The sequence below is a fragment of the Anaerorudis cellulosivorans genome (assembly GCF_025943985.1).
Taxonomy (GTDB): Bacteria; Bacteroidota; Bacteroidia; order Bacteroidales; family Dysgonomonadaceae; genus Anaerorudis; species Anaerorudis cellulosivorans.
This window is the reverse complement of sequence record NZ_JAPCWE010000004.1, coordinates 1-15721: the sequence shown is the minus strand read 5'-3', so window position 1 is coordinate 15721 and position 15721 is coordinate 1. Positions and strand designations below refer to the sequence as shown.

At 39.6% G+C, this 15721-nt stretch carries 11 protein-coding genes and 1 tRNA gene; 9 read left to right on the top strand and 3 right to left on the bottom strand.

The genetic code is table 11. The features are described from left to right. Window positions 1–32: 32 nt before the first annotated feature. The gene (locus tag OLM34_RS02815; RefSeq protein ID WP_264405090.1) at window positions 33–890 is read right to left on the bottom strand and encodes an endonuclease/exonuclease/phosphatase family protein; all 858 of its coding nucleotides are present in this window, start codon (window positions 888–890) and stop codon (window positions 33–35) included. Window positions 891–1016: 126 nt separating this feature from the next. Between OLM34_RS02815 and ileS the strand changes: the two genes are divergently transcribed. The 9 genes from ileS (at window position 1017) to mutL (ending at window position 14851) form a co-directional block, all read left to right on the top strand. Beyond that, window positions 1017–4433, top strand: coding sequence for an isoleucine--tRNA ligase (ileS, locus tag OLM34_RS02810; RefSeq protein ID WP_264405089.1), 3417 nt, complete (start codon window positions 1017–1019; stop codon window positions 4431–4433). Window positions 4434–4497: 64 nt separating this feature from the next. Beyond that, a complete protein-coding gene (locus OLM34_RS02805) occupies window positions 4498–4881 on the top strand; it encodes a TraR/DksA family transcriptional regulator (RefSeq protein WP_264405087.1) in 384 nt (127 codons plus the stop codon). A 95-nt stretch (window positions 4882–4976) separates the two neighbouring features. Beyond that, on the top strand, window positions 4977–5660 hold the full coding sequence (locus tag OLM34_RS02800) for a lipoprotein signal peptidase (protein WP_264405085.1): 684 nt from the start codon (window positions 4977–4979) through the stop codon (window positions 5658–5660). Next, window positions 5650–6489, top strand: a complete 840-nt coding sequence (locus OLM34_RS02795; RefSeq protein WP_264405084.1) for a DUF4296 domain-containing protein — start codon at window positions 5650–5652, stop codon at window positions 6487–6489. The genes OLM34_RS02800 and OLM34_RS02795 overlap by 11 nt, the downstream gene beginning before the upstream one ends. A gap of 65 nt (window positions 6490–6554) precedes the next feature. Further along, window positions 6555–9296 carry a pyruvate, phosphate dikinase gene (gene ppdK / locus OLM34_RS02790; RefSeq protein WP_264405083.1) on the top strand — a complete coding sequence of 914 codons (2742 nt, stop codon included), beginning with the start codon at window positions 6555–6557 and terminating at the stop codon, window positions 9294–9296. 269 nt (window positions 9297–9565) lie between these two features. Further along, on the top strand, window positions 9566–10933 hold the full coding sequence (locus OLM34_RS02785; RefSeq protein WP_264405082.1) for a peptidylprolyl isomerase: 1368 nt from the start codon (window positions 9566–9568) through the stop codon (window positions 10931–10933). 26 nt (window positions 10934–10959) lie between these two features. Beyond that, window positions 10960–12588 carry an OstA-like protein gene (locus OLM34_RS02780; RefSeq protein WP_264405081.1) on the top strand — a complete coding sequence of 543 codons (1629 nt, stop codon included), beginning with the start codon at window positions 10960–10962 and terminating at the stop codon, window positions 12586–12588. 72 nt (window positions 12589–12660) lie between these two features. Beyond that, window positions 12661–12987 carry a hypothetical protein gene (locus OLM34_RS02775; protein ID WP_264405080.1) on the top strand — a complete coding sequence of 109 codons (327 nt, stop codon included), beginning with the start codon at window positions 12661–12663 and terminating at the stop codon, window positions 12985–12987. A gap of 22 nt (window positions 12988–13009) precedes the next feature. Then, a complete protein-coding gene (gene mutL, locus OLM34_RS02770) occupies window positions 13010–14851 on the top strand; it encodes a DNA mismatch repair endonuclease MutL (RefSeq protein ID WP_264405079.1) in 1842 nt (613 codons plus the stop codon). 88 nt (window positions 14852–14939) lie between these two features. On the opposite strand, the gene OLM34_RS02765 is transcribed toward mutL, so the two are convergent. Then, a tRNA-Ser gene (locus tag OLM34_RS02765) sits at window positions 14940–15026 on the bottom strand. Between the two features lie 96 nt (window positions 15027–15122). Next, the gene (locus tag OLM34_RS02760; protein ID WP_264405077.1) at window positions 15123–15581 is read right to left on the bottom strand and encodes a hypothetical protein; all 459 of its coding nucleotides are present in this window, start codon (window positions 15579–15581) and stop codon (window positions 15123–15125) included. Between the last annotated feature and the right edge of the window lie 140 nt (window positions 15582–15721).

Sequence of the window (15721 nt, the reverse complement as noted above, 5' to 3'; positions counted from 1 at the left end):
TTGTATGGTTCACTGACCGGAATCACTGTTTTTTAAAAAACAGCCTTGATTAACACAGGAAAATGATCCGAAGGGAATCGCCCATGTTGTTGTTCATTGAGTGTGCCATATTTAATAACCGTTATGTTTTTTGTTACCCAAATATAGTCGATCCTGTCTTTCATGGGTGAGTTCAGATTAAAAGAATTAAAAGTGCCCTCCGTTCCGTAAGGCGGTTGCCGGGTAATCCGGTAAGAATCCATGAGTTTACCGTCATCGTAAATGATCTGAATGGGTTCATCGTCGGGTGTCGCATTGAAATCGCCTGTACAGAATACGGGCAGATTCCCCGCAATTTTGCTTATCCTTTTTAATAACAGCAACGATGAATTCTTGCGAGCAATCCTTCCCTCATGATCATAATGCGAATTAAAAACATAAAACTCTTTCCCCGATTTTTTATCTTTAAACTTGGCCCAAGAACAGATGCGGTTGCAACACGTTGCATCCCAACCTTTCCCCGGAACATCAGGCGTTTCGGAATACCAGAAATTGCCTTTCTCGAGCACATCTAAACGATCTTTCTTATACAGAATTGCCGAATGCTCACCGGCATTCTTGCCATCATCGCGCCCTACTCCCACATAAGCATAATTACCCAATTCCAATATATCGTCTAACTGATGTTTGAAACCCTCTTGTGTGCCACAGATATCGAAATCGTGAAAACGGATCAACCCTTTCACCTTTTCTTTTCTGTGAGGCCATGCATTTTCGCCATCACTTGGCGTATCCATACGCAAATTGAACGTTGCCACATTTAATGTGCACGTTTTTTTCTCTTGGGTAAAAGCTGTCGTCAATATAGCAGCTAACGTAAAACAAAATAAAAAAGTCACTGTTTTTTTCATTCCCTAATTGTTTTTTACATTTTACAAAGCTACTCAATTTTCTCACTAATTGACGATTTTTGATTGCTAATTTTCAATTTATCACTACCTTTGCAACTTAAATTTTATACGAGGTGTAATTTTAATATGAAAAAGAAATTTTCGGAATATAATCAATTGGATCTTTCAGAGGTGAACAAAGAAATGTTGAAGGAATGGGATGAAAAGGAAATATTCCAAAAAAGTCTGGAAATTCGCCAAGGACATCCTGCATTTGTGTTTTATGAAGGACCTCCTTCTGCAAACGGAATGCCGGGCATTCATCACGTAATAGCCCGTTCCATTAAAGACATCTTTTGCCGCTATAAAACCATGAAAGGATTCCTCGTAAACCGAAAAGCCGGATGGGATACTCATGGTCTGCCCGTGGAACTCGGAGTGGAAAAAATGTTGGGTATTACTAAAGAAGATATCGGAAAGAAAATTTCTGTAGAAGAATTCAATGCTACCTGCAAAAGGGAAGTAATGAAATACACCAAAGAGTGGGAAGACCTTACCCGAAAAATGGGTTACTGGGTAGATATGAAAAATCCGTACATCACGTATGATAACCGGTACATCGAAACCCTGTGGTACTTACTCAACGACCTGTACAAAAAAGGGTACCTATACAAAGGGTATACCATTCAACCCTATTCTCCTGCTGCCGGAACCGGACTGAGCACACATGAACTGAATCAACCCGGCTGTTATCGCGACGTAAAAGATACAACATGCACGGCACAATTCAAGATTAAAGATCCATTGCCTGAAATGCAGCAATTTGGCGAGGCCTTTTTCTTGGCATGGACCACCACTCCATGGACGCTGCCTTCGAACGTATTACTGGCCGTAAATCCCGATATAGAGTATGCAGCGGTTCAAACCTATAATCCCTATACAGGGAACCCCATGACTGCCATACTCGCAAAGGATCGGATACCTGTATATTTCCCCGAGAAAAACAAAAATTTATCACTGGAAGATTACAAACCCGGCGATAAAAATATCCCTTTCAATATATTGGAGAAAACATGGAAAGGAGCAGAGCTGGCAGGAATGCATTACGAACAGCTTATACCCTGGGTAAAAGCTTCCGATAATGCCTTTCAGGTTGTTGCTGCCGATTTCGTTACTACGGAAGAAGGTACAGGCATCGTACATATTGCCCCCACCTTTGGAGCAGACGATGCCAAAGTGGGAAAAGAGTACAATGTGCCGGGATTAATGCTGAAGGATAAAGACGGCAATCTCCGGCCAATGGTCGATTTAACAGGAAAATATTTCATATTGGAAGATCTCGATCCTGATTTTGTAAAAGACAACGTGAATGTCGATTTATATGCCGAATATGCAGGTCGTTATGTGAAAAACGAATACGACGAAACACTTACAGAGGATGATCCTACACTTGATATTGATCTTTGTGTAATGATGAAACAGCAAAACAAAGCATTCCGAATCGAGAAACAAGTGCACACTTATCCACACTGCTGGCGTACCGATAAACCCATTTTGTATTATCCGTTGGATAGTTGGTTTATCCGCACCACGGCTTGCAAAGAACGAATGATAGCGCTCAACCAAACAATCAATTGGAAGCCGGCTTCTACCGGTACGGGACGTTTTGGCAAATGGCTCGAGAACCTGCAGGATTGGAATTTAAGCCGCAGTCGTTATTGGGGTACTCCTTTACCTATCTGGCGTACAGAAGACGGAAAAGAAGAAAAATGCATCGGATCGGTGGAGGAATTGTTTAATGAAATGCAAAAAGCATTGAATGCCGGCGTAATGAAAGAAATCCCATGGAAAAATATCGATCTGAATAATTGCCGCGATATCCCTTATGAAAAAATAGACCTGCATCGTCCATATGTAGATAATGTGATATTGGTTTCAGACAGCGGAAAACCAATGAAACGCGAAACCGATCTTATCGATGTATGGTTCGATTCGGGAGCAATGCCGTTTGGACAGGTGTTCTATCCTCATATTTCGGAAGAAGAATTTCGGAAGGTTTATCCGGCCGATTTCATTGCAGAAGGGGTCGATCAAACACGGGGGTGGTTTTTTACGCTTCATGCCATTTCTACAATGGTAAAAGACAGCGTTGCGTTTCGAAATGTAATTTCCAACGGACTGGTGCTCGACAAAAATGGGAACAAGATGTCGAAACGGCTGGGTAATGTCGTAGATCCTTTCGAAACGATAGAGAAATACGGATCCGACCCATTGCGGTGGTATATGATTACCAATGCATCTCCTTGGGAAAATCTGAAATTCGATATTGAAGGGGTTGAAGAAGCACGTCGCAAATTCTTTGGGACTCTCTACAATACCTATTCATTTTTTGCCTTGTATGCCAATGTGGACGATTTTTACAACCAATACCCGCAAATTCCCATTGAAGAACGTCCTGAAATTGATCGATGGATCATTTCCGAGCTAAATACGCTCATTAAAGTTGTAGATGAAGATTTCGCATCATACGAACCGACAAAAGCCGGGCGTGCAATTACCGATTTCGTAATCGACAACCTTAGCAATTGGTATGTTCGTCTCAACCGGAAACGTTTTTGGGGCGGAAAAATGACTAACGATAAACTTTCTGCTTACCAAACACTCTATGAATGTTTGATTACCGTGGCTAAACTCATGGCTCCTATCGCGCCTTTTTATGCCGACAAGCTCTATCTTGATTTGACATCGGTAACAGAAAGTGAAAAGTTTGAATCGGTTCATTTGGCCGACTTCCCCAAAGCTGACGAGAACAATATCGATAAACAGCTTGAAGAACAAATGTATCTGGCAAAAATAACTTCGTCAATCGTTCTTTCTTTGCGTCGAAAAGTGAACATCAAGGTAAGACAACCCCTGTCTCAAATCATGATTTCCACAGCGGATGAAACCCAAAAGCATAACATCAGCACCGTAAAATCGCTCATCTTAAATGAAGTAAACGTAAAAGAGCTGAATTTTGCAAATTCTGCCAACGCCATGTTGGTAAAGAGAGTGAAACCCGATTTCAAAAAACTGGGACCCCGCTACGGAAAAATCATGAAACAACTTGTTCCTCTTCTGCAAGAAATATCACAAGAAGAGATCGAAACACTTGAAAAAAACGGCATACTGATTTTCAATATAAATGGTCAGGAAGTTGAAATTCAACGGGATGATGTAGAGATCATTTCGGAAGACATTCCCGGTTGGCTGGTTGGTAATGCAGACAAAATCACAGTTGGATTGGATATTACCATTACTGATGAATTACGGAAAGAAGGCATTGCGCGCGAATTAATAAATCGGGTTCAAAATCTTCGTAAAGCAAAGGATTTCGAGATCACAGACAGAATATCCCTCGAAATATCGACAAATCCTATATTTGAAGAAGCCATTCGTGAAAACGCAGAATATATTAAATCGCAAGTATTGGCAAACAACATTATATTATCATCAAAAAAATTAGAAGACGAAATCGAAATAGACGAACAACCGTTAACTATTACTATCAAAAAAATCAATTGAAAATTGATAGTTTATTTGTATATTTGGAACAAAAAATAGAAAAAAACAATAAAGACTAAAAGATATGAGTGAAAAAACAAGATATTCAGAAGAGGAACTGGAAGAATTTCGGATTCTGATAAACGAAAAACTCGAACAGGCAAAACATGAATACGAAATATTGCGAGCAGCAGTTATGAATGCTGACGGCAATGATACTATCGACACTTCTCCAACATTTAAAATTCTGGAAGAAGGGGCATCCACATTGTCAAAAGAAGAGGCTGGCAGATTGGCACAACGTCAATTAAAATTCATCCAAAATCTTCAGGCAGCTCTTATACGTATTGAAAACGGTACTTACGGAATTTGCCGTGAAACAGGTAAACTTATTCCCAAAGAACGTCTTCGTGCCGTACCTCACGCCACACTGAGTATTGAAGCAAAAAAAGCAGCTAATAAAAAATAATAGGCATCTTGTATGTTAATCCGGATAATCGCGGTGGAAATAAAATATTTTTCCTTTCCGTAAAAGGGATGAATATATAAGATAAAGGTTTCTCTATGAAAAGAAATATACCCAAAAGCCTTATTGCCATACTGGTTGTTTTTCTGGTTCTTCTTATCGACCAGCTTACAAAAATATGGGTAAAGACACACATGGGGCTTTATGAATCTATCGATATAGCCCCGGGATTCAAGATTTACTTTGTGGAAAATAACGGTATGGCTTTCGGAATAGAAGCTGTGGGGAAATTATTCCTTTCAGCCTTTCGGATTATTGCTGTCATCGCCATCATTATTTATTTGAATAAACTGATAAAACAAAATTATAAAACAGGATTTATCGTTTGCATATCCCTTATATTGGCAGGTGCTTCAGGAAACATTATCGACAGTGTGTTCTATGGCACTATTTTCGAAGCCAGCTATCCCGGCCATGTTGCTTCATTTGTTCCTTTTGGAGAAGGGTATGCACCACTGTTACATGGTAAGGTAGTAGATATGCTCTATTTCCCAATTATCGAAACCTCAATACCCGAGTGGGTACCGCTGGTGGGAGGGAAAGAGGTGCTGTTTTTTCGTTTTATTTTTAACATTGCTGATGCTTCCATTACAATTGGAGTGATTATATTGTTGTTGTTTTACCGTAAAACATTATCTTACTCTCTTTTATCTAAAAAAGAAAGGGAAATCCTTGCCCAAAAGAAACTTGCCAAAGAAAAAGGTTTAAACAATGAAATATAAGGTTATTGCATATGTTCTATTCATTGCAACATCAGGAATACTTGTTTTTTCATGCAACCGTCCAAAAGAAGTACTGAGCAAAAAAGAGATGGAAAAGCTGATGTATGATATCTATATTGCTGAAGCCATGATTGAGAACGATTATGCGACCTTCGATACTCCCGAAAAAAAAGAGGCATTCATGCAACAGGTTTTCCGCAAGCATGGTGTTACCGAAGCACAATGGGATACATCACTCTCTTGGTATGCCGACCATATTGATATTTATCTTAAAATTAACGATTCGATAAAAGCACGTATTTTACGCGAACAAAAAAATATTGAACAGCAAATAATGCAACAGTATTCCCGCGATCAGGAAAAGCAAAGAAAAAATCAGTCCCCATCCTATATTCCACCAATATACAATTTCGACATGATGGGATCTAAAAGCGGCTTCTCTTTCGCGCTGAATGAAGCAGATATTTCAAAGCTAATTGATCAAAATGATTTTGATTTTCGTTTTGATGTCATCGGACTATCTAAACAAATCGTACCGAAGCTTACTTCCATGCTTATTCTTGAATATCGCGACACAATCCTATATAAAAATAATCCGGTGACTTCAAATCAATCCTATTCGATCAGTGCATCAAAATATATAACAAATGACACGTTACAGAAACTGTCCGGATTTATTCATTTACAAGATAGAATGAATTTTCATCATAATATTCAGATTTATAACATCTCATTAAGTAAAAGACAAAATTTCGAACCACCGAATCAAACATCAACCCTCAAGGAATCTAATAAAAAACAACGCCTGAAACCGGATGCAAACAAATGATAGTTTTGTATCTTTTTTTACTATTTTTGCCGAAAGATAATACATTATAAATAAAATCGACCAATATGTTAAATGCTCAAAATCCAACAAAAAAGAGAGTTTACACCTTTGGCAACGGAGCTGCTGAAGGTCGTGCCGATATGAAGGACCTGCTCGGAGGAAAAGGTGCTAATTTAGCCGAAATGAATTTAATCGGACTTCCTGTTCCTCCCGGTTTCACCATTACCACCGAAGTATGTACCGAATATAACAAATTGGGGAAAGAGCGCGTCTTAGAACTCCTGAAACCGGAAGTTAAAAAAGGCATAAAACATATTGAATCCATCATGGGTACAACGTTTGGCGACAAAATAAATCCGTGTTTGGTATCCGTACGTTCAGGTGCCCGTATTTCTATGCCGGGAATGATGGACACCGTATTAAATCTGGGGATAAATGATGAAGTTGTGGAAGGTATCGTAAAAAAATGGAACAACGAACGTTTCGCATGGGATTCATACCGCCGTTTTGTGCAAATGTACGGCGACGTGGTACTTGGCATGAAACCACAAAATAAAGAAGACATGGATCCTTTTGAAGAGATTATAGAAAAGCTAAAAACTTCAAAAGGAATTAAACAAGATGCAGACTTAACAGTAGAAGATCTGAAAACATTAGTCACTCAATTTAAGGAAGCTGTAAAAAAGAATACCGGAAAGGATTTTCCGGAAGATCCATGGGAACAGCTCTGGGGTGCTATTATTGCTGTTTTTGACAGTTGGAAAAACGAACGTGCCATTATCTACCGAAAAATAAACAAGATACCCGACGACTGGGGCACAGCAGTCAATGTGCAAGCGATGGTCTTTGGAAACATGGGTAACACTTCAGCCACAGGCGTTGCTTTTACCCGCGATGCAGCTACAGGTGAAGATATCTTCAATGGAGAATATCTGATCAATGCTCAAGGCGAAGATGTGGTAGCCGGCATCCGTACACCGTTACAGATTACCCTCGAAGGTTCTCGCCGATGGGCAAAATTACAAGGAATTTCAGAAGAAGAAAGGGCATTAAAATATCCCTCTCTTGAAGAAACAATGCCAAAGTGTGCCAAAGAGCTTTTCGAGATACAACAGAAGCTTGAAGAATATTTCAAAGACATGCAGGATATTGAATTTACTATTCAGGAAGGTAAATTATGGTTATTACAAACCCGTTCGGGAAAACGAACAGGTACCGCTATGGTGAGAATTGCCATCGATATGCACCATCAGGGATACATTGATGAAAAAACGGTACTCAAACGTTGTCAACCCGAAAAGCTCGATGAATTGCTTCATCCGGTCTTCGATAAAGAAGCACTAAAAAAAGCTACCGTGCTCACTCGTGGTTTGCCTGCCTCACCCGGCGCTGCAACAGGACAAATTGTTTTCCATGCCGACGAAGCAGAAGCATGGCGCAAAGAAGGGAAAAAAGTAATTCTTTGCCGCATAGAAACATCCCCTGAAGACCTTCGAGGCATGAATATTGCCGAAGGAATCCTCACTGCACGAGGTGGCATGACTTCACATGCTGCAGTTGTTGCACGAGGAATGGGAAAATGTTGCGTTTCGGCAGCCAACGATTTGGTGATCGACTACAAAAAGAAAACGCTTTCGGTAAAAGGTCATACACTAAAAGAAGGAGACTGGATTTCGCTGGATGGCTCTACCGGTTATGTTTATATAGGAAAAATACAAACGCAGGAAGCCGAGATCAGCGGATATTTTGCCGAACTGATGGACCTTACCGATAAATATGCTCGACTAAAAGTTCGCCAAAATGCCGACACCCCACGCGACGCAGCTATCGGACGCCGTTTTGGCGCACAAGGTATCGGCCTTTGCCGTACAGAACACATGTTTTTTGAAGGAGGAAAAATCCAAAGCATGCGCGAAATGATTCTGGCAAAAGACGAATCCGGCAGGCGGAAAGCGCTATCCAAACTGTTGCCTCTTCAACGCAATGATTTCATTGAAATTTTTAAGGTTATGGACGGATTTCCGGTTACCATTCGTCTGCTGGACCCCCCATTGCACGAATTTGTTCCTCACGATGAAGCGGGGCAACGTGAAATGGCCGATGTCATGAATCTTTCATACGAAGAGGTGCGCGATCGGGTCAACAGCCTCATAGAAGCAAATCCGATGTTGGGCTTGCGCGGCTGCCGCCTGGGCAATCTTTATCCCGAAATAACTGAAATGCAAACACGTGCCATTCTGGAAGCTGCATTGGAAGTAAAGAAAAAAGGCAACGAGGTAATCCCTGAAATCATGGTCCCACTCACCAGTATCGTCAGTGAATTTGATGCTCAAAAAGAAGTTATTGACCGTACAGCAAAAACCGTCTTTGAAGAAAAAGGCGAATCTATCGATTACAAAGTAGGTACAATGATCGAAGTTCCTCGCGCAGCTCTTACGGCATTCAAAATAGCGAGAAGTGCCGAATTTTTCTCTTTTGGAACTAACGACCTCACACAAATGACCTTCGGGTATAGTCGCGACGATGTAGCTAAATTTCTGCCCATGTACCTCGATAAAGGTATACTGAAAGAAGATCCTTTTGTGTCACTCGATCAGATTGGTGTAGGTCAACTCATTGAAATAGCGGTTAAACGTGGACGAGAAGTACGCCCTGACCTCAAATGCGGTATTTGTGGCGAACACGGCGGGGAACCTTCTTCAGTTAAATTTTGCCACAAAGTAGGATTAGATTATGTTTCCTGCTCACCTTATCGTGTACCCATCGCCCGATTAGCAGCAGCACAAGCCGCCATTGAAGAAGAATAACCTATTACTCGTCATCCCCATAAAGAAATCTGCAGCGCTTCACGCGATAGCTTTATCACTGTATTTTATTTTGGAAACGCATTTTCGTTCCCGGCAGCTATACTCATGATCATATTCCTTATTAAAAGGAGGAAAATGCCCAACACAATCGAATCATAAAAAAATTTTAGACTTTGCATTACTTTATAAATTACTTTAACCCTAGAACGATTTGGTTATTAATGATTTTATCTCTATTTTTACATTGATTTTAAAGGGAGAAATTTTTTATGAAACAACGGATAAAGATATTTTTTTTATTTATTACATTATTAAATACCCAACATATCATTTCTCAAAATAACATTATCGACGAAATTGTATGGGTAGTAGGTGACGAGGCTATCCTAAAATCGGAAGTTGAAGAATATCGCAAAGAAATGTTGATGCAAAATCAACGAATCGAAGGCGATCCGTATTGTTTTATTCCGGAACAATTAGCCGTAAACAAATTGTTTCTCGACCAAGCCAAACTAGACAGTATTAAAATAGAAGAGGGCGAAGTTAATCGGATAGCCGAGCTCTATATAAATGAATACATAGCCAATATTGGTTCAGCAGAGAAGGTCGAGGAATATTTTCAGAAAGACATGAGTTCCCTTCGTGAAGATACAAGAAGAATGGTACGAGAGGGGCAACTCATACAGGGTGTTCAGCAAAAGCGATTTGGCGAAATCACGTTAACTCCATCGGAAATAAGGAAATACTACAATAAACTTCCACAAGATAGTGTACCCTTCATTCCCACTACGGTAGAAGTGCAAATTATTACAGCAAATCCAATAATTCCGCTGAGTGAAATTGATGCAGTAAAAGCCCGACTCCGCGATTTCACCGAACAAATATCCAGTGGAAAAGCCAGCTTTTCGACATTGGCACTACTTTATTCCGAAGATCCTGCATCTGCCGTACGAGGTGGTGAATTAGGCTTTTCGGATCGAACATCGTTTGTTCCTGAATTTGCAAATGTGGCATTCGCATTAAATGATCCCAATAAAGTTTCAAACATTGTGGAAACAGAATACGGATTTCATATTATTCAACTCATTGAACGAAGGGGAGATAGAGCCAATTTTCGGCATATTTTGTTAAAACCTAAAGTTCCAAAAGAAGAATTAGATAAAGCACTTGCTCAGCTCGACTCGGTTAAAACAGCAATAGAAGAAAAGAAATTCACGTTTGAAGAAGCGGCAACATTTTTATCAGCGGATAAAGACACCCGAAACAACAAGGGTATTATGGTAAATTCCAACCGTCAGAGCAGTTATTACGGCACTCCCCGTTTTCAATTAAATGAGCTCAATCAGGATATTGCCAATGTAATTGGCAATATGAAGGTTGGCGAAATATCAGAACCCTTTATCATGCTCGATAAAAACGGCAAACAAGTTGCAGCAATGGTAAAATTAACTAACCGTATCGAAGGACATAAAGCCAATCTTAACAACGACTATCAGATTATAAAAACAATGGCCGAAAATGCCCGAAGACAAGAAATGATAGACCAATGGCTGCGTGAAAAAATAAAAAATACCTATGTAAGGATTGACCCTGCGTGGAAAAATTGTGATTTCAAATACCCGGGATGGATAAAATAATAAGGTTTCAGCTCTTTCATTAAAAAATGAAACAACACAAAAAACATTCGAATAACTACTCCGGGAATCTGTTTTTTGCAGCAATAGGTGTGCTTTTTGCCCTTGTCGCAGGTATTTATGCTCAACAGCCACCACCTGCGTCGTTTGCCAATCAAAATATAAAAATCATCGAACTCAAACAGGCTGACCTACTGTACAAAAGGCAAAATTTCGATGCACAAATTCTTAAAGACAGCGTTGTGCTGTATCATGAGGGTGCATACATGTATTGCGACAGTGCTTATTGGTATGAGCGGGAGAATATTTTTGAAGCATTCAGCAACGTCCGGATGGAACAAGGCGATACTATTTTTGTCTATGGAGATTATCTTCATTATGATGGCAATCGAAAACTTGCTCGCCTGCGTTATAATGTGCGTATGGAGGACCGGCGAGCAACACTTTTTACCGATAGCCTGGATTATGATCGCATGGAAAATCTCGGCTATTATTTTGATGGCGGAATGCTCGTTGACGACAAAAACGAATTGACATCCACATGGGGGCAATACAATCCTACAAGCAAAGAGGCATTGTTTAGCGAGAACGTAAAGCTGGTAAATGAAAAATATACCTTGTATGCGGATACACTCAAATATAATACGGAAACTAAAATTGCCGATATTTTGGGACCATCAACACTTGTTTCGGATAGTGGATATATTTATACTACACGGGGCTGGTATAACACTGAAACTGATGATTGTCTACTGTTGGATCATTCTCAGGTAATCAGCAAAGACAGCACCCAAATCCTTATAGGAGATACTATTTATTATAACAGAATTACCGGGATCGGAAAAGTTTACGGTCATATGTTTCTTCAAGATACGGTTAAAAAAGTCATTCTCAAGGGCAATTACGGATATTATAATGAAAAAACGGAATTTGCATTGGCTACCGACTCTGCATGTGCTATAGAATATTCACAAAAAGACAGCCTTTACATCCATGCCGATACCTTGAAAATGACAACCGATTCGCTGGGAAGAGAAATGAAAGCATATCCAAACGCACGATTCTACCGGATTGATTTACAGGGAATCTGCGATACAATGCATTATGTTTCGAAAGATTCCACCATATACCTGAAAAAAGATCCGGTAATCTGGAACGAAGATAATCAGGTACTGGGCGATCGAATCGATATACTTTTAAATGACAGCACAATCGAAAAAGCATTTGTAAGATATTATGCATTCACCATTCAAAAAAGACCAATAGAAGATCAATATAATCAGTTAAAAGGACGCAATATGACCGTTTCGTTCATCGACGGTGAAATACGTCATGTATTAGTAGAAGGGAGTGCCGAATCGTTATATTACTTAATGGAAAAAGACAGTACCCTTATCGGAGTCAACAAAACGGAAAGTCCCTTCTTATCAATGGATATCGAAAACAATAAACTCGAAAAACTAAAATTATGGTCAGCCACAAAAGGTGTAACTATTCCACTAAGCAAAACTGCTCCTGAAGATAAAGTTCTAAAAGGATTTGTTTGGATGGATTACTTACGACCTATGGATAAAAACGATATATTCAGAAAAACCGAACGAAGAGCTTCAGAAATTGTTCAACCTCCGCGACGATTCGTGAGAGAAGAAAATCTTTGATAAACGGCAAATAATAGTCGGTATAATGTTCATTTTATAAATTCACACAAATACAAAACAAACACACAGCATATGGGAACGTTCTTTTTTTACAATAACCGAAAACCTCGTCAATATAAATATAAACCCATCCTTTACGATCCCGATGAAGAAGAGCGAAAGGAAAAACTGAATCGACGCATTCACGAGATAAAGAAAGAGATGAACGCATTAACTCCTGAAGAAGACACCAATAAAGCTGAAGAAATCCGAGGAGAATTTCTCGCTCAGACTAAACACCTGAAGCGCCGTAAAGAGCGCGAAGAAGCAGGAAAAAGTTCGTTTCTTACCAATAACGGATTACTCATCGTTATACTCCTGTTTTTATTGGCAATTTTATTTTTTTGGATTTTGAGCTAAAAACTGCAGATTATCTTAAATTATGCCCGATATCATTCATCTCCTACCCGATTCCATTGCTAATCAGATTGCGGCAGGGGAAGTAATTCAACGACCGGCATCAGTCGTTAAAGAACTCATTGAAAATTCTATTGATGCAGGAGCCACCCAAATTCAAGTTATTATTAAAGATGCAGGAAGAACACTTATTCAGGTGATCGACAACGGGAAAGGCATGTCGGCTACCGATGCCAGGATAGCCTTTGAACGCCATGCAACTTCTAAAATTCAGAAAGTTGATGATCTGTTTTCGCTCACCACAATGGGTTTTCGTGGTGAAGCGTTACCATCTATTGCCGCTATTTCTCAAGTAGAGGTTAAAACCCGGAGAGAAGAAGATGAAATAGGCACGCTTCTATCCATTTCCGGATCAAAAGTTGAAAAGCAGGAAGCTGTTTCGTGCACAAAAGGCACAATCATCTCGGTTAAAAACATTTTCTTCAACGTCCCTGCTCGCCGCAAGTTCCTTAAATCCAACGAATCGGAACGAAGAAATATTCTCATGGAAATCGAGCGCATAGTCCTGGCACATCCCGATATCGAATTTTTGCTTTTCGAAAACGAAATGCAGACACTTCAACTTCCTCCATCAGTACTGCGTAAGCGAATTGTACAACTGGAAGGGAAAAACATCAATCAACAATTGATTAAAATTAACGAAGAAACTACGTTGGGGAAAATTTACGGCTATGTTACTAAGCCTGAAAGCGCAAAAAAAAGTCGTGCAAGCCAATTTTTCTTCGTCAACGGACGTTTTATTCGCCATCCTTATTTTCACAGGGCAGTGATGACAGCATTTGAACACCTATTGCAACCGAATGAAAACCCGGCATATTTCATCTATTTTGAAGTAGATCCGGCATCAATCGACGTCAACATACATCCGACAAAAACCGAAGTAAAATTCGAAAATGAGCAGGCGCTTTGGCAAATCCTTATGGTAACGATAAAAGAAGCTTTAGGCAAATTCAATGCCTTGCCTCCTATCGATTTCGACAGGGAAGATGCAGTGGAAATCCCTATTTATGACAAATCGAAAAAAACAACGATGCCGAAGGTAAATATTGATCCCAATTATAACCCCTTTTATACTACACAACGAAATTCATATCATCATTCCCCACCTCGCTTCGATTGGGAAACCCTTTTTCAACGATTCGAAAAAGATAAACCAACGGAAGACAAAATCAAGTCATCGTCGCAAACAAATTCGGATTTATTCGATTCCACCGACAAAAAAAATGCTCACTCCGAAAATTTACCCGGACATTACCAATACAAACAAAAATATATTCTTACTTCGGTTAAATCGGGATTAATGATTATTGATCAGCATCGGGCACATATTCGCATTCTTTTCGATACTTTTTTAGAACAAATTAAAAATAAAAAAGGTGTTTCACAACGCGTACTTTTCCCCGAAATTATCGAACTAACGCCTTCTGAAGCGGCTACTTTATCCTCAATTATGGAAGATCTTCAGGCTGTGGGATTCGAATTAAACAATTTAGGTAATCACACATTTGTCATTCAAGGGATTCCTTCTGAAATAGGAACTTCCAATCCGATCCCGCTGATTCAATCCCTAATTGAAAAAAGGACAGAAACCGCGCTCGATGTAAAATCAGAAATTCAGGAATCTATCGCACTTTCACTTGCTCGTCTAACCGCTATTCCTTATGGGAAAACCTTATCGCCCGAAGAAATGACGCATCTCATCGATCAGCTTTTTGCCTGCCACTTGCCTAACTACACTCCGGATGGAAATACCATTATCTCGGTGATAAGTGATGATGAGATTGAAAAGAGAATGAAATTGCTATGAATAAAATACGGGTATCCAATGAGGTTAACAGCATTTTAATGTAGTAAAATTTGTTCGCTTTTAATAGCTATAAAACATTGTGATTTAGCGGAAAGCGAGGGATTCGAACCCCCGGTACGGTAACCCGTACACTTGATTTCGAGTCAAGCCCGATCGACCACTCCGGCAGCTTTCCTTCAAAAACGATGTAAAGTTACATAATTGCGAGTTAATTACAAGCAAAAACCCACAAAATAGAGGAAATTTATTTTCCCATTAATAGCTGATGAAACTATCCTGAAACGATGTGAGCAAATGACATGAATTTAGTTTCTTCACTTACAGGATTCAATGGCAAAAATCCCGAAACGATACGATTATCCTTGACAATAAGAGGATCCTCTGCCACCATTTTTGTTTTATACTGCAATGATTCACCATTTTGTTTAAAAAAGACAGTTTTAAATATCCCTTCTGAAGCTTCATGCACAAAACGATCATAAAAAGCCCGTGCGACCAATCCCATATTCATCCGCATATTAATCTCCACACAAGGATGAATGCGATAATCATGTTCTTTATTTCGACATATCATCATGTCAACCCCCAAGAAACCGTTATAAGCAGGGAAATAGCTAACAAGTTTGTGTTCGAGTTCGATAATTAAATCGCGTAGATACGTTATAGGAACATAAGTCGAAAGGTGTTGTTCGATGAATAAATCAGACAAAAGACGGTTCCCCGCATACATACCCGAAGATGTATTGATATTCCGGTGATATCCACCCAGTGATTCCGGTGATACCCACCCACTGGCTGAACTATCAATTTGGCAAAGTTATCTTTTTTTTCTTAAACTATCTCCTTTTAATTCGATTCTATGTGAAGGAA

Coding starts and splice junctions, on each gene's coding strand:
- ileS (WP_264405089.1), top strand. CDS start 1,017: ATGAAAAAGAAATTTTCGGAATATAATCAATTGGATCTTTCAGAGGTG.
- OLM34_RS02805 (WP_264405087.1), top strand. CDS start 4,498: ATGAGTGAAAAAACAAGATATTCAGAAGAGGAACTGGAAGAATTTCGG.
- OLM34_RS02815 (WP_264405090.1), bottom strand. CDS start 890: ATGAAAAAAACAGTGACTTTTTTATTTTGTTTTACGTTAGCTGCTATA.
- ppdK (WP_264405083.1), top strand. CDS start 6,555: ATGTTAAATGCTCAAAATCCAACAAAAAAGAGAGTTTACACCTTTGGC.
- OLM34_RS02800 (WP_264405085.1), top strand. CDS start 4,977: ATGAAAAGAAATATACCCAAAAGCCTTATTGCCATACTGGTTGTTTTT.
- OLM34_RS02780 (WP_264405081.1), top strand. CDS start 10,960: ATGAAACAACACAAAAAACATTCGAATAACTACTCCGGGAATCTGTTT.
- OLM34_RS02760 (WP_264405077.1), bottom strand. CDS start 15,581: ATGTATGCGGGGAACCGTCTTTTGTCTGATTTATTCATCGAACAACAC.
- OLM34_RS02795 (WP_264405084.1), top strand. CDS start 5,650: ATGAAATATAAGGTTATTGCATATGTTCTATTCATTGCAACATCAGGA.
- mutL (WP_264405079.1), top strand. CDS start 13,010: ATGCCCGATATCATTCATCTCCTACCCGATTCCATTGCTAATCAGATT.
- OLM34_RS02785 (WP_264405082.1), top strand. CDS start 9,566: ATGAAACAACGGATAAAGATATTTTTTTTATTTATTACATTATTAAAT.
- OLM34_RS02775 (WP_264405080.1), top strand. CDS start 12,661: ATGGGAACGTTCTTTTTTTACAATAACCGAAAACCTCGTCAATATAAA.